This window comes from Afipia dichlorophenoxyacetatis, assembly GCF_055386385.1.
In genome coordinates this window covers 2717192-2742293 of record NZ_AP029250.1, presented here as the reverse complement: position 1 = coordinate 2742293, position 25102 = coordinate 2717192, and the positions used below count along the sequence as shown (strand labels likewise).

Sequence of the window (25102 nt, the reverse complement as noted above, 5' to 3'; positions counted from 1 at the left end):
GTTAATAAACACGTTTCTTCGGCATTAACCTCACCGACGATTCACCTTGTTTCATTCAAGGTTTAGTCGAGTTTGCTGTCGCAATGCTACGCTGTCGGAAAAGAGGCGTGTCATGCGACAGACGGATATTGCAATCGTTGGCGGCGGACTGGCCGGATCGACGGCGGCGGCGATGCTCGGCCGCGCAGGCATTTCCGCGATCCTGATCGATCCGCACAAGATTTATCCGCCTGACTTCCGCTGCGAGAAACTCGACAGCCATCAAGTCGGCATTCTGCAAAAGACAGGGCTGGCCGAATCCGTGCTCCGTGCAGCAACACTCGATCACCACGTGTGGGTTGCGAGACTCGGACGCCTGCTCGATAAGCGCCGCCCCAGCGACCAGAACGGAATTTTCTACGACACCCTCGTCAACACCGTACGCGACGAGATTCCTCAAAGCGTCGAATTCATCGAAGCCAAGGTGACCGGGATCAAGACCAGCACCGAACGGCAAACGATCACGCTATCGAACGGCGAAGAGATCGTCGCGCGGCTGGTCGTGCTGGCGAATGGATTGAACATCGGCCTGCGCCATTCGCTCGGGATCGAGCGCGAAATTACCAGCCCGTGCCATTCGATCACTGTCGGCTTCAATCTCGAGCCAGTCGGCCGCGACAAATTTGAATTCCCGGCGCTGACCTACTTCACTGAGAATTCCGCCGCGCAGATGTCATACCTGACGCTGTTTCCGATCGGCTCGGTAATGCGCGCGAACCTGATGGTCTATCGCACCATGGAAGATCCGTGGTTGCGCCGCATGCGCCGGACACCCGAAGACGCGCTGCACGAAATCATGCCGCATCTCCATGCGCTGACCGGCGATTTCAAAGTCGAGGGCGATATCAAGATCCGTCCGGCGGATCTCTACATCACCAAGGGACACCGGCAGGCCGGCGTCGTGCTGGTGGGCGATGCCTTTGCCACGTCCTGCCCTGCGGCCGGCACCGGCACGGGCAAGGTGTTCACGGATGTGGAGCGGCTCTGCAACGTCTACATTCCCGCATGGCTCGCCACGCCGGGCATGGGCCTGCTCAAGGTCTCGCAGTTCTACGACGATCCCGAGAAGCAGGCTTGCGATGAAGAATCGACGCGCGAGGCTTACAACCTGCGCTCCATGTCGATAGATACCGGATTGTCGTGGCACCTGCGCCGCTGGATCCGCTTTGGCGTACGCCTTGGCATGGGCTGGGTGCGCAATCTGCGCGAAATGATGGCTGTCAGACGGACTGCCGAGTCTTAAAACGCGACGCCTTAAACATCGGCGAGGAGCTTACTCCTCATCGTCATCATCCTCATCGTCATCGTCATTGTCTTCATCTCCATCGGCTCCAATCGGCGCGTGCGATTTGTGAAGCTGATCGTCCCACAGCTTGCGATACGTGCCATTCGCGGTGAGCAGCTCGGCATGCGAACCGCGCTCAATGGCCTTGCCGCCGCTGATCACGATGATTTCGTCCATATCGACCACCGACGTCAGCCGATGCGTCGAGAAGATCATGGTGCGGCCTTCCGCAACCTTGAACAGCGTGCGGTTGATCGCGGCTTCCGTGGTCTGATCCAGCGCCGAGGTCGCCTCGTCCAGCAGCAGCACCGATGGATTGCGCACGATGGCACGCGCAATGGCGATGCGCTGGCGCTGACCGCCTGACAGGGTGTCGCCGCGCTCTCCGACCACCGTGTTGTACTTCTCCGGCAACGTCATGATATAGCTGTGGATCTCGGCCTTCTTGGCGGCTTCCACCACCTCTGCATCCGTCGCACCTTCCTTGCCGAGACGGATGTTTTCGCGGATCGACATGTTGAACAGCATGTTCTCCTGGAACACGACGGCCATACTCTTGCGCAGGGAGTCCCGTGTCACCTTGCGGATGTCGACGCCATCGATGGTGACCCTGCCGTCATTCGGCATGTAGAGGCGCAGAATCAGGTTGAGCAGCGTGCTCTTGCCCGAACCGCTCGGCCCGACGATCGCGATCTTCTTGCCGACTGCCAGCTTCAGCGAAAGCCCATCGATCACCGAGTTGTCGCTGCCTTCATACTTGAAGACAACGCGATCGAAAGTGATGTCGTTGGTGATGCGCGGCAGATCCGGCGCGCCCGGACGGTCGGCCCCACGGGTCGGCTCATCCAGCAGCTCTTCCATGTGCTGCACTGAGGCCGACGCCTGAATGGCCACCGGAATGAAATGCATGAGATTCGCGATGTTGTAGGAAATCTCCCAAAACGCGCTCTCGAAGGTGACGAACGTGCCGACGGTGATCTTGCCGATGGTCGCCAGATACGCGCCGATCGCCAGCACGACGAGGTGCAGCAGCAGCACGGACACCGCAACCGTCCGCTCCACCATGGTCGAGAGAAAGGTCGCCTCCGCCATCGAATGGCGCGCCGCCCTGTTGCGGAAGGCGAACCAGCCGAACGCCTTGCGCTGCAGGCCGAAGGCTTTCACGACCATCTGAGCCGCGACGTTTTCCTGCACGACGCCGAGAATGGCCGCTTCGTTGACCTTCTGCTCGTAATTAGCTTTGACGGCTTTCGGCGTCAGGATGCGCGGACCGATCAGCGTGATCGGGAACACCAGCAGCGCCACCACCGCAAGCTGCCAGTTCAACCAGATCATCAACCCGATGCCGGCGATCAACTCAAGGAACGGCAGCGCGGCGCTGTTGGCGAAGTGCTTCACCGAGGACTCGTAACCCGCCATGTCCACCGAGAAGCGCGACAGGATCTCACCGCGCTTGGTGCGTCCAAAATAGGCAGCCGGCAGGTTCTGCACGTGATCGAACAGCCGCGTGCGAACGTCCGCGATGATCGAGGCCGTCAACCGCGCGTCCCAGCGCTCGTACCAGACGGCGACGATGGACGTGATGATGCCCGCCGCCGCGAGCACCGACAGGATCACGTAGAGCGCGTTGAAATCTTCCTCACCGAGCGCATCATCGATCAGGTATTTCAAACTCAACGGCATGATGACGTTGAACAGCGTCTCGATGAAGAGACCGATCGCCACGAATGCGCACCACATCCTGTAATTGCGCAGATGCGGCTTGGTGAAGCGCCAGACGGTCGCAAAGGCACCTGCCGCCTCTTGCGCCGTATAGGCGACGAGTTCCTCGTCGTCGTCATCGTCGTCGAGATCGTCGATCGCCGGCGGATCTGGCAGCTCTTCCTGCACAGCCGCCAGGCGCGCCTCCTCCTCGTCGAGCGGCCTGCCCTTCACCGGCTTGTCATTTTTTTTGGAAGGCGAATTGGTCGGCATGAAGTAACCGTCATTAGTGCGGTGGATCTGACGTTCGTATCAGAATTGACTGCGATGGCCCGATACGCCGCCGCCCCCGAACGCGGCCAGCATAAGTGAATCCGCCACTCGCCCACCGCGCAGGCACTATAGCGGCGCCCGCTCCGTTCGCCAAACCGTCAACGATGTGACAATTCGCACGCGAGGCGAACTTTGGATTCGGGACGCTAGATCAGTCGTCGTCTTCGTCGTCATTGACCTTATCAAAGAACGAATACCGCAGGCTGTCGGCGTCCGCATACCAATCGCCGGGGCCCTTCCCGGCCGCCAGCGTCGCTTCCCAGACAGCATCCGTGGTGTCACGACGGTGCATCGACAGATCGAAACCGTTGCTGAAGAACAGTTCGGACCATTCCCACCAGGTGCCGAGCTTCTTCACGCCGCGCAGCAGATCGTAGCGATCGATCACGGCCGGCGCCATGTCGCTGGTGACCGAGCCGAACACGAAACCGCTCTTCACCACGCGATTGAGTTCACGCACCGCACGCGCAACCTGCTTGGGAGTGACGTGACAAAGGCTTGTCTCGAACACGAAATCGAATTCACTGTCCTTGAACGGCAGCTTCGTCACCGACCCGAGCTTGTTGTATTTCTTGAGCGCCTTCGGCGTCTTGCCGTGGATGGTGCGGTTATTCTCGACACCCCATGCGTCGATGCCGCGGTCGCGCAGCGCACCGACGAGTTCACCGCTTGCCGAACCTGCGACCAGCAGCTTGTAACCCTTCGCGCGGCCCCAGACGATCTTGATCAAGTTCATCAGATAGTCGGGATCGGTGAACTGGCTCCAGACGTCGGCATACGGACCGACATTGCGATAGTTCTCGAAATACGCGCGGTCGATCTTGTCGGACGGCACGTTGCCGCTCTCACCGCGCTCATAGCGCAGCTTCATCATCTGGGTGAGAATGATGTCAGTGGCCGCGTCCGACGAATCCAGCAGACCGTTCAGCGTCGAGTCGAACAGATAGTCACCAACCACCACAAAGCCCGGATGCTCATACGGCTCGGGATGATGATTGGTCATCACGTCGCGTGCCGGCAATCCGCCAGGGATCGCGTTGACCGACGACAGCCAGCGATGGATCTTGCCTTCCAGGAAATGCTCGCGCGCATTGCCGAACGATGTCGGCAGCGACTTCAGCGCCGCGTCGATCAGTTCATTGTCGCTTAGATTGGCGAATGCGAGCGCATCCGAGCCCGGGATCAGCCAGTTGAGCACGCCATGCCGGCCAACATCGTGGCGCGCGCCTTCTACATAGACGCAGCAACCGCCGAAGGCTTCGGACATCCACCATGCGCCGGAAACCTTGTCGCCCCAGAACGGCTCGTCGAACAGGATCGAGACCCGCAGGTAGTGCGCGGGGCGATCAAAGTATGCGATGTGCTTGACCATCGAGTGGCGCAGCAGTTCACCGTCCCACCGCATGGTGGTCAGCCACGAGTGCGGCAGGCACATCACGACAAGGTCGTGCTCCTTGGTGATCGGCCCCTTGCCGTTCATCATGTTGATGGCGTAGCGGCCGGAGTCGGCCTTGCCGACCTTGAGCACGCGATGGTTCAACTGGATGTCGGCTTCGATCTCGCTGCGCAGGCTGTGAATGAGCTGTTCGTTGCCGTTCTGGATCGAATAGAGGCCGATGTAGCCGTCCACATCCATCACCAAGTTCTTCAGCGCGTTGAGGCCGTTGGTGTTGTGCGGCTCAGTCGCGATGTCCGAGCGCGCCTTCACTTTGAGAAAACGCTTGGCGACCGGGTCCTTGACCTCGCGGTCCAGCAGTTCCTCGGCGCTGATAAACGCCCAGGGGTGTTCGTTGTCGTGCGCGCCGACGCCTTCGTAGTATTCGATCGGCGACACCATCTTGGCGCACAGCTTGCGGAAGTCCTCGATCGCCTTCGCGGTCTGCGGGCCGTACTTGCGGCGCATGCCGGGCACGTCATCAAGCAACTCGCCATCGAGCTGCACCTGCTCGGCTTCGATCGGAATGGTCTGCAGCCCGAAATGCTGGATCAACTCACGCAGAGGATCTGGACCGGTCATCGAGTAGTCGTAGATCTCGGCTACGCCTGCTTCGTACATCGCCGGCGCAGTGTCGAACGTCTTGGTCAGGATCTTCCCACCAAGGCGATCGGACGCTTCATAGATGGTGATGCGGCAGAGGGCCCCAAGTTTCTTCTTGAGGTACCACGCACTCATAAGCCCGCCAGGGCCGCCGCCAACAATCGCAAGATCGAGCATGATGTCCTTCGCCCGCCGGCCCCCCGTTCGGGTGAAGACACGGTCTAACTCAAGTTAAACAAAAGCGTTTTTCATCTGAAGGAAAGATGAACAAAGCAGGATTTGGCAGCGAAAAATGTCAAAAATATCAAAAACGACGGTGTTTCCCCCGCGTTCTGGCCTGATCTAGTGGAGTGGATTTGGCATTCGCTCCCCACCCAACCGCGAGTTCGCCAGGCGAATGTCACATCCAAAACTCCACTAGGAACCTTTCGACGATTCCGGGACAGGAAGCGCCTTTCCAGCCAGCAGGCTGATCAATTCCTGCTGCCGCGAGAGGCCGGTCTTCGACAGGACTGCCTTGAGCTGGGTCCGCACGGTTTCGCTCGACACGCCGAGCGACATCGCAATCGCATCGATCGATTGCGCCTCGCCGATCCCGCGCGCCACGCGTGCCTCGGCGGGCGTCAAATCGAACAGCCCTTGCAGCACATGTGCCCTCGGCACCATAGCCCGATCCACCGGCGTCACCACCAGCAGCGAGGTGGCGCGTGCGAACACATCGTGCGCCGCTCCGCATACGGGCAGCAGATGGAGGATCAGTGGTGCGTGCCGCTCCGTTGCGGCAACGGGAATTGAGCTCACCACGGTCCGCCCGCTCACGAGCAAGTCCTCGCGAAGCGCCACCGCAAGCAACGCATCCGCCGCAACATCGGCGAGCAGCAAACGTTCGCGCCGATCCTGAAACAGCGTCGGCATCAATTGTTCGAACAGATTGTTGGCGGCAAGCAGCCTGCCGCCGCGGAACAACACAGCCCCGGGCAGCCCGAGCGATTGAAGGGCATTGGCCGTGGCAACGGCGCGCTCCAGACCGAGACGCGACGACAACAACGCCGCGCGCACGAGATGCGGGCGCAACAGGTCGAACTGCTTCACTGTCTCGGTTGGGACCGGCCCTTTCTTGTAAGCGCGCTCGAATGAAAAAATGATCGAGTCGCCGGACGGCGTCTCCACCATGGTGCCTGTTCCCCAGCCGAGGCCGCGCTGCCGATAGAAGTCGCGATAGACCGGATCGTTATCCAGCTCCTCGTCGGTGAAGACATCGTACTCGCTCACGAAGCCTGGATAATTTGCGGCCGCAAGCCGACCAGGACGCGGGTTCTGTTCCGCCCAGCCGTCGCGCACGAACTCTTCGAAGACGGATGTGAGGTTGGGCGACGTGATACCGATGACGTGATGAGCGTTGGCGGTAAACAGAACCCCACCCGCCCCATCGGCCGCCACCGACATTTCATCGAGAACGGCCGGCCACTTTTCTGGCACCACCGCCGCCTCGTAGATGCGATCCGCCAGCGTTTCGTCAAACAGCTTGGTCACTGAAGCTCACTTAAAGCGTTTTCGAGCGAAGTGGCACCTAGTGCCGCGGATTTGAAGTTCTTCCGAATGACGCCGCAAACTCGATGAAGAACTTCAAATCCAAGAGCGGCACTAGAAACATAGGTTTATTAGTGTCCCTTTGATTCCGAAGTTCGCATCCGAGCTAACCGCAAGTCTGTGCGAACTTCGGAAGCGGGACACTCGTTCGCGTGAAGAAAACGCGTCAAAAAAGTATTTGGAGCATCGTCGTCGCGGCTCTTAAACTAGACCATTCAAGGTTGCAGAACCACGACAACCACATTTGCAAGTTGACCCTGGACGCTGCCAGAGGGAGAGGAAAAAAAAACAGGCCAGCTCGCGCCGACCTGCCGGAGGTATATCCAGCTATCCGGAGCCACGAACACCAAAATAATCGCCATGAGACGATCGTGTTCAATGGCTGTCTAATATCACTTGAGTTTCAATAGCCTGCCCCAATGCGTCCCGCAGTATCAGCCTGGTCACAGAATAAGGGGATCATATAAACGCCGTCAAAAAGTCACATCCCCCAAATGGGTGATCCTGCGGTGCAACATGCCAACTGCGACAACTTGCCTCGCCCCGCCTATTTGGATGCGAGCCGGGAGATCAAGGCGGCCAGTTCGCTTTGACGAGACACGCCGGCTTTCGAGAACACACGCTTCAAAACCGAGCGGGCGGTCTCCTCCGCAATCCCTAATCTCTCCGCTGCATCCTTTGGCGAGATGCCCGAACCGACCAGCGACGCAATCTTGGCTTCGCCGAGCGTAACGCCCAGAACATCTCGGATCAGCGTGGGATCGGCCACGCCGGACACCACCGGATCGCTCACCAGAACGACGGCGCGCGCGCTGGCAAGAAACGCGTTTGATGGCTGCTTAGATGGCGGCAACGGCAGGACGTGAAGCACCAGCGGACGCTTCGGCGGCTGGCGTTGAACCAGAACCGGCTTTGCCTCCCACGACAACGCCTCAAGCGCTCCACCATCGAGCGCACGACGGATCGCCATCACCGCATCCGCACTGGTCGACGGGTTCGCCAGCACCAGCCGATCCTGAACGATGTTGAGCCCATCGCCCAACAGCGCTTCGGATGCCGCGTTGGAGAAAACAATGCGGCCGAGCGAATCCAGCGCAAACACACCGATGCCGATGCGAGCCAGTGCGGTGGCAAGCCCCGACTGAATCGATCGAGCATCCATGAGGCGGATGCTGAGCCGCAACGACCGCTCCACATGCGGTGCCAACTTCTCGAGGAGTTTCAATTCGTCTTCGGAATACTCCGCGCGGCCGAGCGCCCGCTGCACGCTCAGGGCCACCTCGATACGCGGATCGGGCGACACAATCGCCGCTGCAAAATACTTCAACCCGTGCCGTCGCAGCAGGTCGCTGTAGAACGGATCCATTTCTATCTCATCAGGCGTGAGAACGTCGCGATCGGTGATGACATCGCGATTGAGGAAATAGCCACGCTCGCGCGAACGAAGCGCGCGGATGTCGCGTGCGCTCCAGTGCAGTGCATACTCGGCGGTCACAGACTCAAGCGATGGCGAGTCAATGACGCCGAAGCTGCCATCATCCCTGCCGTAGATGAGAATCGCGCCAACATCGTCGAAGCAATCCGCGATCGCCTGCAGCGCCGCCGGCCAATGCGACGGATCGGCTGCAGCGATGTAGATGGCTTCAATCGCCGAAATAAGTGTGTCGTGGTGTCCCAAGTGATCCCCAAGCGAGTGCAAAAAACAGACTAAAGCCGTGTCGTAACATGACCTCCTCTCGTCGTGACCTCGGGCAATTACGGGGAACGACGTTCAAAACTCACTGAAGTTCAGTCATTCCAACAAAAAAGGCCGCCCCGAAGGACGGCCTTTTCAGCATGAGTGATACGCGCTCTACGCGGCGGAACTATTCCGCAGGCGGCAGGGCCAGCGGCTCCGGCTCCGGAGCGTTCGGCACGATCGCGGCCTGCTTCTCGCGCTCGTCGAGGATCAAGCGGTCGCGCTTGCTTGCGACTTCGCGGATCTTCGCCATCGACGCACCAGTGCCCGCCGGGATCAGGCGGCCAACGATGACGTTCTCCTTGAGGCCTTCGAGCGGGTCCACCTTGCCGTTGACGGCAGCTTCGGTGAGCACGCGCGTGGTCTCCTGGAACGACGCCGCCGAGAAGAACGAACGCGTCTGCAGGCTGGCCTTGGTGATGCCGAGCAGCACAGGGTTTCCGGTCGCGGGCTTCTTGCCCTCGTCCTTCGCCTTGGCGTTGAGCGCGTCGAACTCGATCTTGTCGACTTGCTCGCCCGAGATCATGTCGGTCTCGCCCTGATCGGTGACCTCGATCTTCTGCAGCATCTGACGGACAATCACTTCGATGTGCTTGTCGTTAATGAGCACGCCTTGCAACCGGTAGACTTCCTGGATTTCGTTGACCAGGTAGGCAGCGAGTTCCTCGATGCCCTTGATCGCCAGAATGTCGTGCGGCGCCGGATTGCCTTCGACGATGAAATCGCCCTTTTCGACGATATCGCCGTCCTGCAGATGGATGTGCTTGCCCTTCGGAATGAGGTACTCGCGAGTCTCCTCAGTCTTGTCGAGCGGCTCGATCGAGATGCGGCGCTTGTTCTTGTAGTCGCGGCCGAAGCGGATCGTGCCGGCGATTTCCGCGATGATTGCGGCATCCTTCGGCTTACGGGCTTCGAACAACTCAGCAACGCGCGGCAAACCGCCGGTGATGTCGCGGGTCTTGGCGCTCTCCGTCGAGATACGCGCAAGGATGTCGCCCGGCTTCACAGTCGCACCGATGTCGACCGACAGAATGGCGTCGACCGACAGCATGTAGCGGGCATCGCCGCCACGTGCGAGCTTCAGCACCTTGCCGTCCTTGTCCTTGATCACGATGGCCGGACGCAGGTCCGCACCGCGGCCCGTCGTACGCCAGTCGATGACCACGCGCTTGGCGATACCGGTCGATTCGTCGAGCGTTTCCGAGATCGACTGGCCTTCGACCAGATCCTCGAAACCGATCGTACCCTCGACTTCGGTCAGGATGGGACGCGTATACGGATCCCACTCCGTAATACGCTGACCGCGCTTGATCATATCGCCATCGTCGACCCGCATACGCGCGCCGTACTGAATGCGGTGCGTCGCACGCTCGGTGCCATCGGCATCCACAATCGCGACGACCATGTTGCGGACCATTGCAACGGTGGCGCCTTCGCTGTTGGTGGCGATCGCACGGTTCTTGATGACGACCTTACCGTCGAAGTTCGAGTCGACGAACGACTGCTCGTTAAGCTGAGCGGCGCCGCCGATGTGGAACGTACGCATCGTGAGCTGCGTGCCCGGCTCACCGATCGACTGCGCGGCGATGACGCCGACAGCTTCACCGTGATTGACCGGCGTACCGCGAGCGAGGTCGCGGCCGTAGCACTGGGCGCAGATGCCGTTGACCAGTTCGCAGGTCAGTGCAGAACGGATCTTCACTTCCTGGATACCGGCCTGATGGATGGCGTCGACATGCGTCTCTTCCATCAACGTGCCGCGCTTGACGACGACCTTGTTGGTCGCTGGGTCACGCAGATCCTCGCCCGCGGTGCGGCCGAGAATACGCGAGCCGAGCGAGGCAACGACCGTACCGGCGTCGATGATCGCACGCATCTTGATGCCGAGGTTGGTGCCGCAATCATCAGCGTTGATGATGCAGTCCTGAGCCACGTCAACGAGACGACGCGTGAGATAACCCGAGTTCGCGGTCTTCAACGCCGTATCCGCGAGGCCCTTACGGGCACCGTGGGTGGAGTTGAAGTACTCCATCACCGTCAGGCCTTCCTTGAAGTTCGACACGATCGGCGTTTCGATGATCGAACCGTCAGGCTTGGCCATCAGGCCGCGCATACCGGCGAGCTGACGCATCTGGGCCGGCGAACCACGCGCACCGGAGTGCGACATCATGTAGATCGAATTGATCTGCGAGTCGGCGCCCTGGTCGTTCTTTTTGACGGAGGAAATTTCCTTCATCATTTCTTCGGCGATCTTTTCGCTGGCCTTGGACCAGGCGTCGACCACCTTGTTGTACTTCTCGCCCTGAGTGATCAGGCCGTCGTTGTACTGCTGCTCGAACTCCTTCGCCATCGACTTGGTGTCGTCGACGATCTTCCACTTGCTGTGCGGTACGACCATGTCGTCCTTGCCGAACGAAATGCCCGCCTTGAAAGCGTTGTGGAAGCCGAGCGCCATGATGCGATCGCAGAAGATCACCGTCTCCTTCTGACCGCAGTGACGGTACACCTGATCGATCACGCCCGAGATTTCGCGCTTGGTCATCAGCTTGTTGACGGCGTCGAACGGCACCTTCTTGTGCTTCGGCAGCACTTGACCGAGCATCACGCGGCCAGCCGTGGTGTCATACCAACGGGTGACGGTGTTGCCGTCCTCGTCGAGACCGGTCCAGCGATACTTGATCTTGGTGTGAAGGTGGATGACCTTCGAGTACAGCGCGTGCTCAATTTCAGCCATCTCGTGGAAGACCTTGCCTTCGCCCGACAGGCCATTCCGCAAGATCGAGAGATAGTAGAGACCAAGCACGATGTCCTGCGACGGCACGATGATCGGCTGACCGTTCGCGGGATGCAGGATGTTGTTGGTCGACATCATCAGGACGCGCGCTTCCAACTGCGCTTCAAGCGACAGCGGAACGTGCACGGCCATCTGGTCGCCGTCGAAGTCAGCATTGAACGCCGAGCAAACCAGCGGGTGAAGCTGGATCGCCTTGCCTTCGATCAACACCGGCTCGAACGCCTGAATGCCGAGACGATGCAGCGTCGGCGCGCGGTTCAGCAGCACCGGATGCTCGCGAATGACCTCGTCGAGGATATCCCAAACCTCGGGACGCTCCTTCTCGACCAGCTTCTTCGCCTGCTTCACGGTGGTGGACAGACCCTTGGCGTCAAGCCGCGAGTAGATGAACGGCTTGAACAGCTCGAGCGCCATCTTCTTCGGCAGACCGCACTGATGCAGACGCAGTTCGGGACCCACCACGATCACCGAGCGGCCGGAATAGTCGACGCGCTTGCCGAGCAGGTTCTGACGGAAGCGGCCCTGCTTGCCCTTAAGCATGTCGGCGAGCGACTTCAGCGGACGCTTGTTGGCGCCGGTGATGACGCGGCCGCGGCGGCCGTTGTCGAACAGCGCGTCCACAGCTTCCTGCAGCATGCGCTTTTCGTTGCGGATGATGATGTCCGGCGCACGCAACTCCATCAGCCGCTTCAAGCGGTTGTTGCGGTTGATGACGCGACGGTACAGGTCGTTGAGATCGGAGGTCGCGAAGCGGCCACCATCCAGCGGGACCAGCGGACGCAGATCCGGCGGAATCACCGGGATCACGGTCATGATCATCCACTCCGGCTTGTTGCCGGAGACGCGGAACGCTTCAACGATCTTCAGACGCTTGGCGAGCTTCTTGTGCTTGATGTCGGAGTCGGTCTCCGCCATCTCAGCACGAAGCTGGCCTTCGAGCTTCTCAAGCTCGAGACCCTTCAACAGCTCGCGGATGGCTTCCGCGCCGATCATGGCGGTGAAGCTGTCCTGGCCGTATTCGTCCTGCGCGCGGAGATACTCTTCTTCCGACAGCAGCTGACGGTCCTTGAGCGCGGTCAGACCCGGCTCGAGAACGACGTAGTATTCGAAGTACAGAATGCGCTCGAGATCCTTCAGCGTCATGTCGAGCAGAAGGCCGATGCGCGACGGCAGCGACTTCAGGAACCAGATGTGCGCAACGGGCGCAGCCAGTTCGATGTGGCCCATGCGCTCGCGTCGGACGCGTGACAGCGTCACTTCGACCGAGCACTTTTCGCAGATGATGCCCTTGTACTTCATGCGCTTGTACTTGCCGCAAAGACACTCGTAGTCCTTGATCGGTCCAAAGATGCGCGCGCAGAATAGTCCGTCACGCTCAGGCTTGAACGTGCGGTAGTTGATGGTTTCCGGCTTTTTGATTTCGCCGTACGACCAGGACAGAATCTTCTCAGGGCTCGCGATCGAGATGCGGATCTGGTCGAAGACCTGAGCCGGAGTCGTCGGATTGAAGAGATTCATAATTTCTTGGTTCATCGTATTCTCCTCGCGTGCCGATCGTCACCGGCAGCAAATTCGAAATTCGTCTGTCGTCCCCACCCCTGCGTGACGTTCTCGCAGGATGGAATGCCCGGCTCGGAGAGCCGGGCATGGAATCTTGATTACTCAGCAGCCTCGGACGTCGGCGCCGGACCCAGCTTGGAATTGTGCAGGTCGACGTTGAGGCCGAGCGAACGCATTTCCTTGACCAGAACGTTGAACGATTCCGGAATACCCGCTTCGAACGTGTCGTCGCCGCGCACGATGGCCTCGTACACCTTGGTACGGCCGGCCACGTCGTCCGACTTCACGGTCAGCATTTCCTGGAGCGTGTAAGCCGCGCCGTAAGCTTCGAGCGCCCACACTTCCATTTCGCCGAAACGCTGTCCGCCGAACTGCGCCTTGCCGCCCAGCGGCTGCTGGGTGACGAGCGAGTACGGACCGATCGAACGTGCGTGGATCTTGTCGTCCACGAGATGGTGCAGCTTCAGCATGTAGATGTAGCCCACCGTCACGTTGCGGTCGAACTGGTCGCCCGTACGTCCGTCGTAAACCGTCGACTGGCCCGACTTGTTCATGCCGGCCAACTCGAGCATCTGCTCGATGTCGGCTTCCTTCGCACCGTCGAACACCGGCGTCGCGATTGGCACACCGGCGCGCAGGTTACGGCCAAGCTCCATCAGCTCCTGATCGCTGAGCGTCTTGATGGTCTCGTCCTCACCATAGACCTTCTTCAAGGTCTCCTTGAGCGGCTTGATGTCGGCCTTACCGTCGGTCTTGCCATGGTAATAGGCATCGACCGCCTGCCCGATCCGCTTGCCCAGGCCTGCGCAGGCCCAGCCGAGATGCGTTTCGAGAATCTGACCGACGTTCATGCGCGAAGGCACGCCAAGCGGGTTCAGCACGATGTCAGCATGCGTACCGTCCTCAAGGAACGGCATGTCTTCGATCGGCACGATCTTCGATACAACGCCCTTGTTGCCGTGACGGCCGGCCATCTTGTCGCCGGGCTGAATCTTACGCTTCACCGCGACGAAGACCTTGACCATCTTCATCACGCCGGGCGGAAGTTCATCGCCGCGCTGCAGCTTTTCGACCTTGTCGAGGAAGCGCTGTTCAAGCCCCTTCTTCGACTCGTCGTACTGCTTCCGCATCGCTTCGATTTCGGACATCAACTTGTCGTTCGGCGAAGCGAACTGCCACCACTGCGACTTCGGATATTCATCCAGGATCGCACGGGTGATCTTGGTGTCCTTCTTGAAGCCCTTCGGACCAGCGATGCCCTGACGGCCTTCGAGCAACTCGGCCAGACGGCCGAAGACGTTGCGGTCGAGGATCGCCTGTTCGTCGTCGCGGTCCTTGGCAAGACGCTCGATTTCCTCGCGCTCGATCGCCAGCGCACGCTCGTCCTTGTCGACGCCGTGGCGGTTGAACACGCGGACTTCCACGATGGTGCCCTGCACGCCCGGAGGCACGCGCAGCGAGGTATCGCGGACGTCGGAGGCCTTTTCACCGAAGATGGCGCGCAGAAGCTTTTCTTCCGGCGTCATCGGGCTTTCGCCCTTCGGCGTGATCTTGCCGCAGAGGATGTCGCCGGCGCGGACTTCCGCGCCGATGTACACGATGCCGGCTTCGTCAAGGTTCTTCAGCGCTTCTTCCGACACGTTCGGAATATCGCGCGTGATTTCCTCCGGACCCAGCTTGGTGTCGCGGGCCATCACTTCGAATTCCTCGATGTGGATCGAGGTGAAGACGTCTTCCTTCACGATCCGCTCGGAGAGCAGGATCGAGTCTTCGAAGTTGTAGCCATTCCACGGCATGAACGCGACGAGCACGTTACGGCCGAGCGCGAGCTCGCCGAGATCGGTCGACGGACCGTCAGCGATGATGTCGCCCTTCTTGACGTGATCGCCCACCTTCACCAGCGGACGCTGGTTGATGCAGGTCGACTGGTTCGAGCGCTGATACTTCATCAGGCGGTAGATATCGACGCCCGACTTGGTCGGATCGAGATCTTCCGTCGCGCGGATAACGACACGAGTCGCGTCGATCTGGTCGATGACGCCGGTGCGGCGTGCAGCGATCGCAGCGCCCGAGTCACGGGCCACGACGCCTTCCATGCCGGTGCCGACGAACGGCGCTTCGGCGCGCACCAGAGGCACGGCCTGACGTTGCATGTTCGAGCCCATCAGCGCGCGATTCGCGTCGTCGTTCTCGAGGAACGGGATCAGCGCCGCGGCGACCGACACGAGCTGCTTCGGCGACACGTCCATGTAGTCGACGCGATCAGGCGTCACCTGCAGAACTTCGCCGGCGTGACGGCAGATCACGAGGTCATCGGTGAAACGGCCCTTGTTGTCGAGCGGCACGTTCGCCTGCGCGACGTAGTGCCGCCCCTCTTCCATCGCCGACAGGTAGACCACGTCGTCGGTGACGCGGCCGTCCTTCACCTTGCGATAAGGCGTCTCAACGAAGCCGTACTTGTTCACGCGCGCGAAGGTCGCGAGCGAGTTGATCAGACCGATGTTCGGACCTTCCGGCGTCTCAATCGGGCAGATACGGCCATAGTGAGTCGGATGCACGTCGCGGACTTCGAAGCCAGCGCGCTCGCGGGTCAGACCGCCCGGTCCAAGTGCCGAGAGACGGCGCTTGTGGGTGATTTCCGACAGCGGGTTGGTCTGGTCCATGAACTGCGAGAGCTGCGACGAACCGAAGAACTCGCGCACCGCGGCAGCGGCAGGCTTCGCGTTGATCAGGTCCTGCGGCATGACAGTGTCGATATCGACACTCGACATGCGCTCCTTGATCGCGCGCTCCATACGCAGCAGACCGACGCGGTACTGGTTCTCCATCAACTCACCGACCGAACGCACACGGCGGTTGCCGAGATGGTCGATGTCGTCGATTTCGCCCTTGCCATCACGCAGATCGACCAGCGTCTTGATCACCGAAAGGATGTCTTCCTTTCGGAGCGTACGCATGGTGTCCGGCGCGTCGAGTTCGAGACGCATATTCATCTTCACGCGGCCAACGGCCGAGAGATCGTAGCGCTCTGCGTCGAAAAACAACGACTGGAACATGTTCTGCGCCGAGTCGAGCGTCGGCGGCTCACCCGGACGCATCACGCGATAGATGTCGAACAGCGCGTCTTCACGCGTCATGTTCTTGTCGGCGTTCAGCGTGTTGCGGATGTACGGACCGACATTGACGTGGTCGATGTCGAGCAGCGGAAGGTCCTTGTAGCCTTCCTCGTTCAGCGCCTTGAGCAGCTTCTCGGTGATTTCTTCACCGGCTTCGGCGTGGATCTCACCAGTCTTCGGATTGACGAGGTCCTCGGCCAGATACATGCCGACGAGTTCGTCGTCGATCATGCGCAGAGCCTTGAGGCCCTTTTCCTGGAGCTGGCGAGCCGCACGAACGGTGAGCTTCTTGCCGGCCTCGAGAACAACCTTGCCGGTGTCAGCATCGATCAGGTCATTGATCGTGCTGTAGCCACGGAAACGGGTCGCGTCGAACGGCACGCGCCAGCCTTCCTTGGTCCGCTTGTACTGGATCTTCTTGTAGAACGTGGACAGGATCTCTTCGCCATCGAGACCGAGGGCGAACATCAGCGACGTCACCGGAATCTTGCGGCGACGGTCGATACGCGCGAACACGATGTCCTTGGCGTCGAACTCGATGTCGAGCCATGAACCACGGTACGGAATCACGCGCGCGGCAAACAACAGCTTGCCCGAGGAATGGGTCTTGCCCTTGTCGTGGTCGAAGAACACGCCCGGCGAACGGTGCATCTGGGAAACGATGACGCGCTCGGTGCCGTTGACCACGAAGGTGCCGTTCATCGTCATGAGCGGAATGTCGCCCATGTAGACGTCCTGCTCCTTGATGTCCTTCACCGACTTCGCGCCGGTTTCCTCGTCGATATCGAACACGATGAGGCGCAGCGTCACCTTCAGCGGCGCAGCAAAGGTCATGCCGCGCTGGCGGCACTCGTCGACGTCATACTTCGGCTGTTCGAATTCGTAGCGAACGAATTCGAGCTGCGAGGTGCCGGAGAAATCGTTGATCGGGAACACTGAACGGAAAACTGCCTGCAAGCCCTCGTCCAGTCGCCCGCCCTGAGGTTCCTCGACCATCAGGAACTGATCATAGGACGCCTTCTGAACCTCGATGAGGTTCGGCATCTCGGCGACTTCCCGAATGTGTCCGAAAAACTTGCGAACGCGTTTGCGACCGGTGAACGTCTGCTGCGCCATCGTGGCCTCTCATTTCGCCGCCCTGGGTGGCGGCATCTTCCGGAGTGCGATGGGCACCGCCCCCCGGGTTGAATTGTCAAATCGTCCAAACTTCAGGCGTCTTCGGTTCCGGCGGAATAATGTTCCGCTCCGAATCCCAAGACGCAAAATGACGCGCGGGGCGCTATGGGCGCCCTGCCCGTCAAAACAAACTCTACGGACTGCTAAAGCCCGAAATTGCTCGTCTCCCAACGTCGCGCCTTGAACTCGGTCCCGGTGTCAAAGAGCGATTCGTCCTTTCGTGCCTCCGCCTATATGGGCGGTTTTCGTAACAATTCGAGGGGGTCAATCATCGAACCGTCACACTTTAATGTGTCCGGCCGGTCGAGAGTGACCGGCCGGAACAAATATCGTCGTCTTACTTGAGCTCGACCTTGGCGCCAGCCTTCTCGAGCTGAGCCTTGACCTTCTCGGCTTCGTCCTTGGCAACGCCTTCCTTGAGGGGCTTCGGCGCGCCTTCGACGAGGTCCTTGGCTTCCTTGAGGCCAAGGCCGGTGATCGCACGGACTTCCTTGATGACTTCGATCTTCTTGTCGCCAGCCGAAGCGAGAACGACAGTGAACTCGGTCTTTTCTTCAGCCGGAGCAGCACCGCCGCCAGCACCTGGAGCAGCAGCAACCGCAACAGCGGCAGCAGCCGAAACGCCCCACTTCTCTTCGAGAAGCTTCGCGAGTTCAGCAGCCTCGAGAACGGTGAGGCTCGAGAGGTCGTCTACGATCTTTTGCAAATCAGCCATTTTAACTTTCCTTCAGCGTATTAGTTCGAACCAGTTGAGATGGAGAATGGCGTCACGCCGCTTCACCCTTTGAGGCATAAGCCTGAACCACACGGGCCAGCTTCGCAGCAGGCGCGGTAGAGAGCTGAGCGATCTTGGTCGCCGGCGCCACAAGGAGGCCGAGGAGCTTCGCGCGCAGTTCATCAAGCGACGGCAGCGAGGCAAGCGCCTTCACAGCGTCGGGATTCAGGACAGTGGTTCCCATCGCACCGCCAAGGATGACGAACTTTTCGTTCGCCTTGGCGAATTCGACGGCAACCTTCGGCGCCGCGACCGGATCGTTTGAAGTTGCGATCACGGTCGGCCCCTTCAACAGGGAGCCGATGGACACGACGTCCGTGCCTTCAAGAGCAATTTTGGCGAGACGGTTCTTCGAGACCTTTACCGAGGCACCAGCCTGCTTCATCTGCGTACGCAGCTTCTGCATCTGGGCAACGGTCAGGCCGGAATAATGAGCGACGACCGCGACGCTGGTGGCCTTGAAGGCCTCGTTCAGCGACTCGACCGCCTCTTTTTTTGCCGCTCGTTCCACAGCAAGCTCTTTCCGGTTGGCGGTCTACCTTAAGGCAGGACCGCCGGGTTGCACCGATCGTCCTGCCCGTCTGATCTCAAGACTCTCGTCTCTCAACACGTCGGGGCACGACGACATTTCGGAAGCCTGCCCTCTCGCCTGACCCGCCTTCCGGCACGCCCGACGAGGTGTCGAGGTTCGAACCAAACCCGCAGCCCGCCGCAAACATGAGGCGGGGTCACGAAATCCGGTTTTCACCCGTCTGTGCAGGGGATTAAGCTGAACTCCGATCCCGAAGGATGAAGGACGGCACCTGCAGTCTTGGACAGGATTGGAGCCGTCCCGGTCTGTTCAACCGAGGGACTCCCGCTCGCTTTCGTCAGTCAAGACAAGGATTTCCGTTCCTGTGAGCGTTCCATGCGGAATGATCGACGAGGAATGGTCTCCTATTGGCCTGATTTTCGGAAAACGAACACGGACGCGCCAGCGACAGCCAGCACGCCCGGAAAGGCATATTTAACGAGTCTGAACGGCCTTGCCAAGAGGATTCTGGGTTCCGAAAGCAGGTTTCGGGCCACCCCGGAGGCTTTTTGCCCATCCCGGCTGGATTTTTTGACGGCCCGGATTTTTTTTCACCCGACGTCACGTTCCCCGCCTGTCGCTCGTCTTGGGCGCAGGAGGTTCGTATGAAGCGATTGATAGCAGGAGTGCTCGGCATCGCCAATGCCCTGAACGGGCTGGTTATGCTGGCAAACGGCCCGCTCTGGTACGCGAACGTCCCGGGGGTACCCGAGACGGGCCCCTTTAACCCCCACTTCGTCCTCGACATCGGCGCAGCGTTTCTTGTCGCCGGGGTTGCGCTCGTGGTCGGCGCCTGGCGCCCCGTCTACTGGGCGGCAGCCGCCACCGGCGCATCATTCATCACCCTGCACGGCCTGATCCATCTCGTATCGATCGTATCCGGCGGCCACAACCATCACACCGCTTTCGATCTGCTCGCGGTCGTCATTCCCTCAGCACTCGCTCTTACCTGCAGTCTTCCCAACAAAGGAGTTCATGATGCGTAAGTTCTTGATGCGCCGCGTGCTGCGCGCGTTCAGCAAGCGCTATAACTACGATGCCAGCTACCTGGAGATGATGCTGGACGAGGCGCCCTCGGCTTTCTTCAAGTTTGCAAAGATCCAGGCCGTCTCCCGGCATCGCGACGCCGTTCCGGTGGACGCTTATTTCGCGGCCAAGCTCGTCGGCGCGTTGAAAGAAGATTGCGGCCCCTGCGTACAGCTCGTGGTCGACATGGCTTTGGAGGCAGGCATGCCGGACAAGCAAGTCGAAGCGGTGCTGCGCGGCGATGTTGCGGCCATGACCACGCCGACGGCAATCGCGTATCGCTTTGCCGATGCCGTCGTGCAGCGTTCGCTCGACGTGGATCAATATCGCGACGCCGTGCGCGCCGAATGGGACGACAAAGGCGTTGTGGAATTGACGCTTGCGCTGACCATTTCGCGAGTTTTCCCGATGCTGAAGGCCGGGCTCGGATATTCTGCGCAATGCCGGCGGATCAGGGTAGAAGGACACAATGTCGACGTCGTCAAACAGGCCGCGTGACGCAGATCCCATAGCGCCTCACCGCGGGCGCCTGCTCGGCCTCGCCTACCGTATGCTCGGCAGTCACAGCGATGCCGAGGATGTGGTTCAGGATGCCTATTTGCGCTTTGCCACCGCGCAGGATGTCCAGAACCGCGAAGCGTTTCTCGTCACCATCGTCACCCGCCTCTGCCTCGACCGTTTGAAGAGCGCCCGCGCCCAGCGGGAGGTCTATGTCGGGCCCTGGCTGCCCGAACCGGTGTTCGACACCGAGGGCCTGTCGCCCGATGCGGCGACAGAGCTCGCCGACGACCTGTCCTTCGCATTGCTGCTGGCGCTCGATCGGCTGTCGCCGCTGGAGCGCGCTGCCTTCCTGTTGCACGACGTTTTCGACACGCCATTCGCTGACATCGCACGCGTGCTCGAACGCAACGAGGCCACCTGCCGTCAGCTCGCTGCGCGGGCCCGGCGCGCTGTGCGCAATGATCGCGCTGCACCGGCAGCCACGCCGGACAATCACGCGCGGCTGTTAGAGGCCTTTGGCGAAGCAGTGCGCAGCGGCGATGTCACCCGTCTCGCGGCGCTCCTGCGTGAGGATGCCATTGCCATCACCGATGGCGGCGGACGCAAGACCGCAGCACTCAATCCCGTCATGGGCGCCGACAAAGTCGCGCGCTTCTTCATCGGGCTAGCCGCGAAGAACGCGGGTCACGACCTGCGTGTTGAGACGAGGATGATTAACGGCATGGTCGGCGCCCTCGTCTATCTCGACGGCGAACTCGATCACACGTTTACGCTTGCGGTCGATGGCGAACGGATTGCCGCGATCTATCTCGTGCGCAATCCGGACAAGCTGCAGCATGTCCCGGCATCACCGGGACACTAGTGTCCCGATTCCGAAGTTCGCATCATTTCGCGGCACCTTTGTTTGCGAACTTCGGAATCGAAGGGACACTAGCAAGTTATTGATCTAGTGTGGCTTTGGTTCAGAAGTCCGCATTCCGGACTCGCCGCACGAACGATGCGGACTTCTGAACCGCCACACTAGTGATCAAAACGTATGCGCCAGCTCGGCGGCTCTGGCCTTGGCCGCCTCGATCGTATCATGGGCGCGACCGTCCCACGTATGCTCCACATTGAGCGACACAACGTCCCGAACGCCGACGAGTTTCAGCCAGAAGTCGACGTAATCGCTGACATGCGCGAACCCAGGCGAATTGAGGTGGCTAATTCCCGCCTCATCGCTTTGCCCACGGACGTAAACGACGAAGGCCTTATCGATCGACAGCGACGGCCCGTAATTCTTCCCATCGAAGGTGAACAGCATGTTCCTTTGGCAGGAAAGATCGACAAGCTGCTTGAATTTATAGGGATAGGAGAAATTCCACATCGGGACGCCAAGGACAATCCGGTCCGCATTCTTGAAGCGTGACGCCAGGCGCTGGATGCTGTCCCATGTCTTTTGTTCAATGGCCGAGAGTGGAGCGCCGGATACGCCCTTATATTTGGCGCCGATCGCTTCAGCATCGAACTCTGGAAGCGCTTCATTCCAAACGTTCAGCGTATCGATGGTCAGATCAGCCTGTCGCTGACGATATGCAGAGAGAAACGTGTCAACGATGGTTGTCGACACGGAATCTGACCTCGGCGAGGTCAGTATGCTCAAGACCTGCACCATGCTCAGCCGTTCACCGGATAGCGCAGCGCCTTACCGGCAAAGAACGCATCGAGATTGGCGAGCACGCAGGTCTGCATCGCGACGTGGGACTCGATAGTGTGGCCGCCGACATGCGGCGTCAGCACCACCGTCGGGAATTTGGTCAGCGCATCCGGCGCGTGGGGTTCGGTCTCGTAAACATCGAGACCCGCGCCTGCGATGAGGTTGTTCTCCAGCGCCAGCACCAGCGCCTTCTCGTCGATCACCGATCCGCGCGAGATGTTGACGATCGTGCCCTGCGGGCCGAGCAGCTTGAGGATGTCCGCGTTGATGATGTGCTTGGTGTCCGTGCCGGCGCGCACCGCCACCATCAAGATGTCGGCCCACTCAGCGAGCGAGGCAAGACTCGCGTGATAGGCATACGGCACGTCGTGCTTGCTGCGACTGTAATACGCGACCTCGGTTTCGAACGCCGCGCAGCGCGCCGCGATCTTGCGACCGATCTCGCCCATGCCATACACGCCGACCTTGCGGCCGGTCATGCCCGGCTGCGGGCGCATCAGCGGCGACGGCTGCTTGTCGAACCATCTTCCGTCGCGGACATAGGCATCCGCCGGAAGCAGGCGGCGGGTCGCAGCCAGCATCAAGGTCATCGCGAGGTCAGCGACCGATGCTGCATTCGCCGCGGGGCTATTGCCGACAACGATGTTGCGCTTCTTGGCGTCGTCGAAGTTCACGCCGTCATATCCCGTGCCGTAGCAAATGATCGCGCCGAGCGACGGCAGTGAATCGAGTACCGCGGGCGAAAGCCCCTGCCCACCGGCGGTAATCAAGGCGCGGACACCTTTGAGTTCGTCCGCGGAGAAAGTTTCGATGGGTGGTTTACCCATGGCGTCTAGCAGGTCGTAGTGCTCGCCGATGCGCACCAGTTGGGCCTTGGGAAAGCGCGAATAGATCAGGACTTGCTCAGCCATTTCTCAACTTCCAGCAGAACTTTAAAAAGAAAAAGGCGGAACAGGTTTTGCCCGCTCCGCCTTTGCATCACTCACCAGTGCGTGGTGTTCACATCACGCTGCTTGGTTCAACCTTCACGCCCGGGCCCATGGTGGAGGAAACCGCCACGCGCTGGACATAGGTGCCCTTGGAACCCGCCGGCTTGGCCTTCACGACCGCGTCGGTCAGGGCCTTGATGTTCTCGACGAGCTTCTCTTCCGAGAACGATGCCTTGCCGATACCAGCCTGCACGATGCCGGCCTTCTCGACGCGGAACTCGACGGAGCCGCCCTTTGCGCCCTTCACGGCGGACGTGACATCCATGGTCACCGTGCCGATCTTCGGGTTCGGCATCATGCCGCGCGGGCCGAGCACCTTACCGAGACGGCCGACCAGCGGCATCATGTCAGGGGTTGCGATACAACGATCGAAATCGATCGCGCCGCCCTGCACCTTCTCGACGAGGTCTTCAGCGCCGACAACGTCAGCACCGGCAGCCTTCGCCTCTTCAGCCTTCGCGCCGCGCGCGAACACGCCGACGCGCAGGGTGCGGCCGGTGCCGTTCGGCAGCGTGACGACGCCACGGACCATCTGGTCGGCGTGACGCGGATCGACACCGAGGTTCATCGAGATTTCGATGGTTTCATCGAACTTCGCCTTGGCGCGTTCCTTCACCATCTTCACCGCATCGGCGATCGGATAGAGCTTCTCGCGATCGATACCCTCGCGGGCCTTGACCAGTTTTTTGCCAACAGCCATGACCCTTACCCCACCACTTCCAGACCCATCGAACGGGCAGAGCCCTCGACCATACGCATGGCCGACTCGACGGTGTCACAGTTGAGATCCTTCATCTTCTTCTCGGCAATCTCGCGCACCTGCGCCGAGGTCACCTTGCCCGCCTTGTCACGGCCAGGAGCCTTGGAGCCGGACTGGATCTTCGCCGCCTGCTTCAGGAAGAAGGACATCGGAGGCGTCTTCATCTCGAAGGTGAAGGAGCGATCCGCATAAATCGTGATCACCACCGGAATCGGGGTGTTCTTTTCTTCCTTCTGCGTCTGGGCGTTGAACGCCTTGCAGAATTCCATGATGTTGAGACCGCGCTGACCAAGCGCTGGACCGATCGGTGGCGACGGATTCGCCGCACCGGCCGGCACCTGAAGCTTCAGGTATCCGGTCACTTTCTTTGCCATACGTCACTCCTCTAAGCGGCCCGGACCATTCCGGACCTTTCAGGGAACCGTGGTTCGGTTCGGCGATGACTGGCGATCATCGGCCTCCTCCCACGGGTCTTAAGGATAAGCTTGCGCCTATCCATTGCGCGGCTGGAGATACCCCAGCCCGCGCAATCTCGTCAAATCAGGCGACTTTCTCGACCTGACCGAATTCCAGTTCCACCGGGGTCGCACGGCCGAAGATCGACACCGCGACCTTCACGCGCGAACGCGACTCGTCGACTTCTTCGACGACGCCCGAGAACGAGGCGAACGGGCCATCGGCCACGCGCACGTTTTCGCCGACTTCGAACGTGACCGAGGTCTTCGGACGCTCCACGCCTTCCTGCACCTGATGCAGGATGCGCATCGCCTCAGACTCCGAGATCGGCATCGGCTTGTTTTCCGCGCCGAGGAAGCCCGTCACCTTCGGGGTGTTCTTGATCAGATGGAACGCCTCGTCGGTGAGGTTCATCTTGACCAGCACGTAGCCCGGGAAAAACTTGCGCTCAGCATCGACCTTACGGCCGCGGCGCACTTCCGTGATCTTTTCGGTCGGAACGAGCACCAGCTCGAACAGCTCTTCCAGCCCGCGCTGCTTGGCCTGCTCGCGAATGGATTCAGCGACCTTCTTTTCGAAGTTCGAATAGGCGTGAACGATGTACCAGCGCATGCTCATTGGTCAGGTCCTGCGCGCATCAGCCGTGGATGCTAAGAATGTAGGTAATAAGAACGCGAATAAGCTGGTCGGCGACGAAGAAGAAGATCGACGAAGCCGCCACCATGATGAAGACCATCACCGTAGTGATCATCGTCTCGCGGCGGGTCGGCCAGACGACCTTGGCGGTCTCCGAGCGCACTTCCTGCAGAAATTTGAACGGGCTGGTGGCCATCGTCTTTGATCCGCGTCAGTAGTGCCCGAAATCGTGTTCCAGGCGCCAGTCAATGTCAGGAATCCAGACAGCCCTCTCGTGTGCCCAACCCTCTTTTGAAGGATGAGCCGCCAAGCGGGCTCGATT

18 protein-coding genes are annotated in these 25102 nt (G+C 60.3%); 4 read left to right on the top strand and 14 right to left on the bottom strand.

Going from position 1 to position 25102, the window contains the following annotated elements; all coding sequences use genetic code 11:
- Positions 1–112 precede the first annotated feature (112 nt).
- On the top strand, positions 113–1282 hold the full coding sequence (locus tag ACZ5C3_RS12830) for an FAD-dependent oxidoreductase (protein WP_464038032.1): 1170 nt from the start codon (positions 113–115) through the stop codon (positions 1280–1282).
- 30 nt (positions 1283–1312) lie between these two features.
- Here the strand turns inward: ACZ5C3_RS12830 and ACZ5C3_RS12825 are convergent, their stop codons facing one another.
- The 8 genes from ACZ5C3_RS12825 to rplJ form a co-directional block, all read right to left on the bottom strand.
- Positions 1313–3298, bottom strand: coding sequence for an ABC transporter ATP-binding protein (locus tag ACZ5C3_RS12825; protein WP_464038031.1), 1986 nt, complete (start codon positions 3296–3298; stop codon positions 1313–1315).
- Positions 3299–3509: 211 nt separating this feature from the next.
- Positions 3510–5573 carry an FAD-dependent oxidoreductase gene (locus ACZ5C3_RS12820; RefSeq protein WP_464038030.1) on the bottom strand — a complete coding sequence of 688 codons (2064 nt, stop codon included), beginning with the start codon at positions 5571–5573 and terminating at the stop codon, positions 3510–3512.
- Between the two features lie 240 nt (positions 5574–5813).
- The gene (locus ACZ5C3_RS12815; protein ID WP_464038029.1) at positions 5814–6929 is read right to left on the bottom strand and encodes a helix-turn-helix transcriptional regulator; all 1116 of its coding nucleotides are present in this window, start codon (positions 6927–6929) and stop codon (positions 5814–5816) included.
- A gap of 604 nt (positions 6930–7533) precedes the next feature.
- Positions 7534–8664 (bottom strand): helix-turn-helix transcriptional regulator, encoded by a 1131-nt coding sequence (locus ACZ5C3_RS12810; RefSeq protein WP_464038028.1) that lies wholly within the window; start codon positions 8662–8664, stop codon positions 7534–7536.
- A gap of 187 nt (positions 8665–8851) precedes the next feature.
- Entirely contained in the window at positions 8852–13051 is a 4200-nt protein-coding gene (gene rpoC / locus ACZ5C3_RS12805) for a DNA-directed RNA polymerase subunit beta' (RefSeq protein ID WP_464038027.1), read from the bottom strand.
- Positions 13052–13176: 125 nt separating this feature from the next.
- Positions 13177–17310, bottom strand: coding sequence for a DNA-directed RNA polymerase subunit beta (rpoB, locus tag ACZ5C3_RS12800; protein WP_464038026.1), 4134 nt, complete (start codon positions 17308–17310; stop codon positions 13177–13179).
- A gap of 397 nt (positions 17311–17707) precedes the next feature.
- The gene (gene rplL, locus ACZ5C3_RS12795; RefSeq protein ID WP_464038025.1) at positions 17708–18085 is read right to left on the bottom strand and encodes a 50S ribosomal protein L7/L12; all 378 of its coding nucleotides are present in this window, start codon (positions 18083–18085) and stop codon (positions 17708–17710) included.
- Positions 18086–18137: 52 nt separating this feature from the next.
- Positions 18138–18656 carry a 50S ribosomal protein L10 gene (gene rplJ / locus ACZ5C3_RS12790; protein ID WP_464038024.1) on the bottom strand — a complete coding sequence of 173 codons (519 nt, stop codon included), beginning with the start codon at positions 18654–18656 and terminating at the stop codon, positions 18138–18140.
- A gap of 665 nt (positions 18657–19321) precedes the next feature.
- Here rplJ and ACZ5C3_RS12785 point away from each other — a divergent pair.
- From ACZ5C3_RS12785 to sigJ, 3 genes are read left to right on the top strand one after another with little or no spacing between them, the layout of a single operon-like run.
- Positions 19322–19702 (top strand): hypothetical protein, encoded by a 381-nt coding sequence (locus ACZ5C3_RS12785; RefSeq protein WP_464038023.1) that lies wholly within the window; start codon positions 19322–19324, stop codon positions 19700–19702.
- The gene (locus ACZ5C3_RS12780; RefSeq protein WP_464044740.1) at positions 19692–20240 is read left to right on the top strand and encodes a carboxymuconolactone decarboxylase family protein; all 549 of its coding nucleotides are present in this window, start codon (positions 19692–19694) and stop codon (positions 20238–20240) included. Before ACZ5C3_RS12785 ends, ACZ5C3_RS12780 begins: the two co-directional genes overlap by 11 nt.
- Positions 20212–21105, top strand: a complete 894-nt coding sequence (gene sigJ / locus ACZ5C3_RS12775) for an RNA polymerase sigma factor SigJ (RefSeq protein WP_464038021.1) — start codon at positions 20212–20214, stop codon at positions 21103–21105. The genes ACZ5C3_RS12780 and sigJ overlap by 29 nt, the downstream gene beginning before the upstream one ends.
- 165 nt (positions 21106–21270) lie before the next feature.
- On the opposite strand, the gene ACZ5C3_RS12770 is transcribed toward sigJ, so the two are convergent.
- From ACZ5C3_RS12770 to secE, 6 genes are all read right to left on the bottom strand, one after another.
- Positions 21271–21897 carry an FMN-dependent NADH-azoreductase gene (locus tag ACZ5C3_RS12770; RefSeq protein ID WP_464038020.1) on the bottom strand — a complete coding sequence of 209 codons (627 nt, stop codon included), beginning with the start codon at positions 21895–21897 and terminating at the stop codon, positions 21271–21273.
- 2 nt (positions 21898–21899) lie between these two features.
- Positions 21900–22850 carry a 2-hydroxyacid dehydrogenase gene (locus tag ACZ5C3_RS12765; protein WP_464038019.1) on the bottom strand — a complete coding sequence of 317 codons (951 nt, stop codon included), beginning with the start codon at positions 22848–22850 and terminating at the stop codon, positions 21900–21902.
- Positions 22851–22938: 88 nt separating this feature from the next.
- Complete coding sequence (gene rplA, locus ACZ5C3_RS12760; RefSeq protein ID WP_464038018.1) at positions 22939–23628, bottom strand: 50S ribosomal protein L1; 690 nt, start codon at positions 23626–23628, stop codon at positions 22939–22941.
- 5 nt (positions 23629–23633) lie between these two features.
- Positions 23634–24062, bottom strand: coding sequence for a 50S ribosomal protein L11 (rplK, locus tag ACZ5C3_RS12755; protein WP_464038017.1), 429 nt, complete (start codon positions 24060–24062; stop codon positions 23634–23636).
- A 166-nt stretch (positions 24063–24228) separates the two neighbouring features.
- Positions 24229–24762 (bottom strand): transcription termination/antitermination protein NusG, encoded by a 534-nt coding sequence (gene nusG, locus ACZ5C3_RS12750; protein WP_464038016.1) that lies wholly within the window; start codon positions 24760–24762, stop codon positions 24229–24231.
- A 19-nt stretch (positions 24763–24781) separates the two neighbouring features.
- The gene (gene secE / locus ACZ5C3_RS12745) at positions 24782–24976 is read right to left on the bottom strand and encodes a preprotein translocase subunit SecE (RefSeq protein ID WP_464038015.1); all 195 of its coding nucleotides are present in this window, start codon (positions 24974–24976) and stop codon (positions 24782–24784) included.
- Positions 24977–25102: the final 126 nt, after the last annotated feature.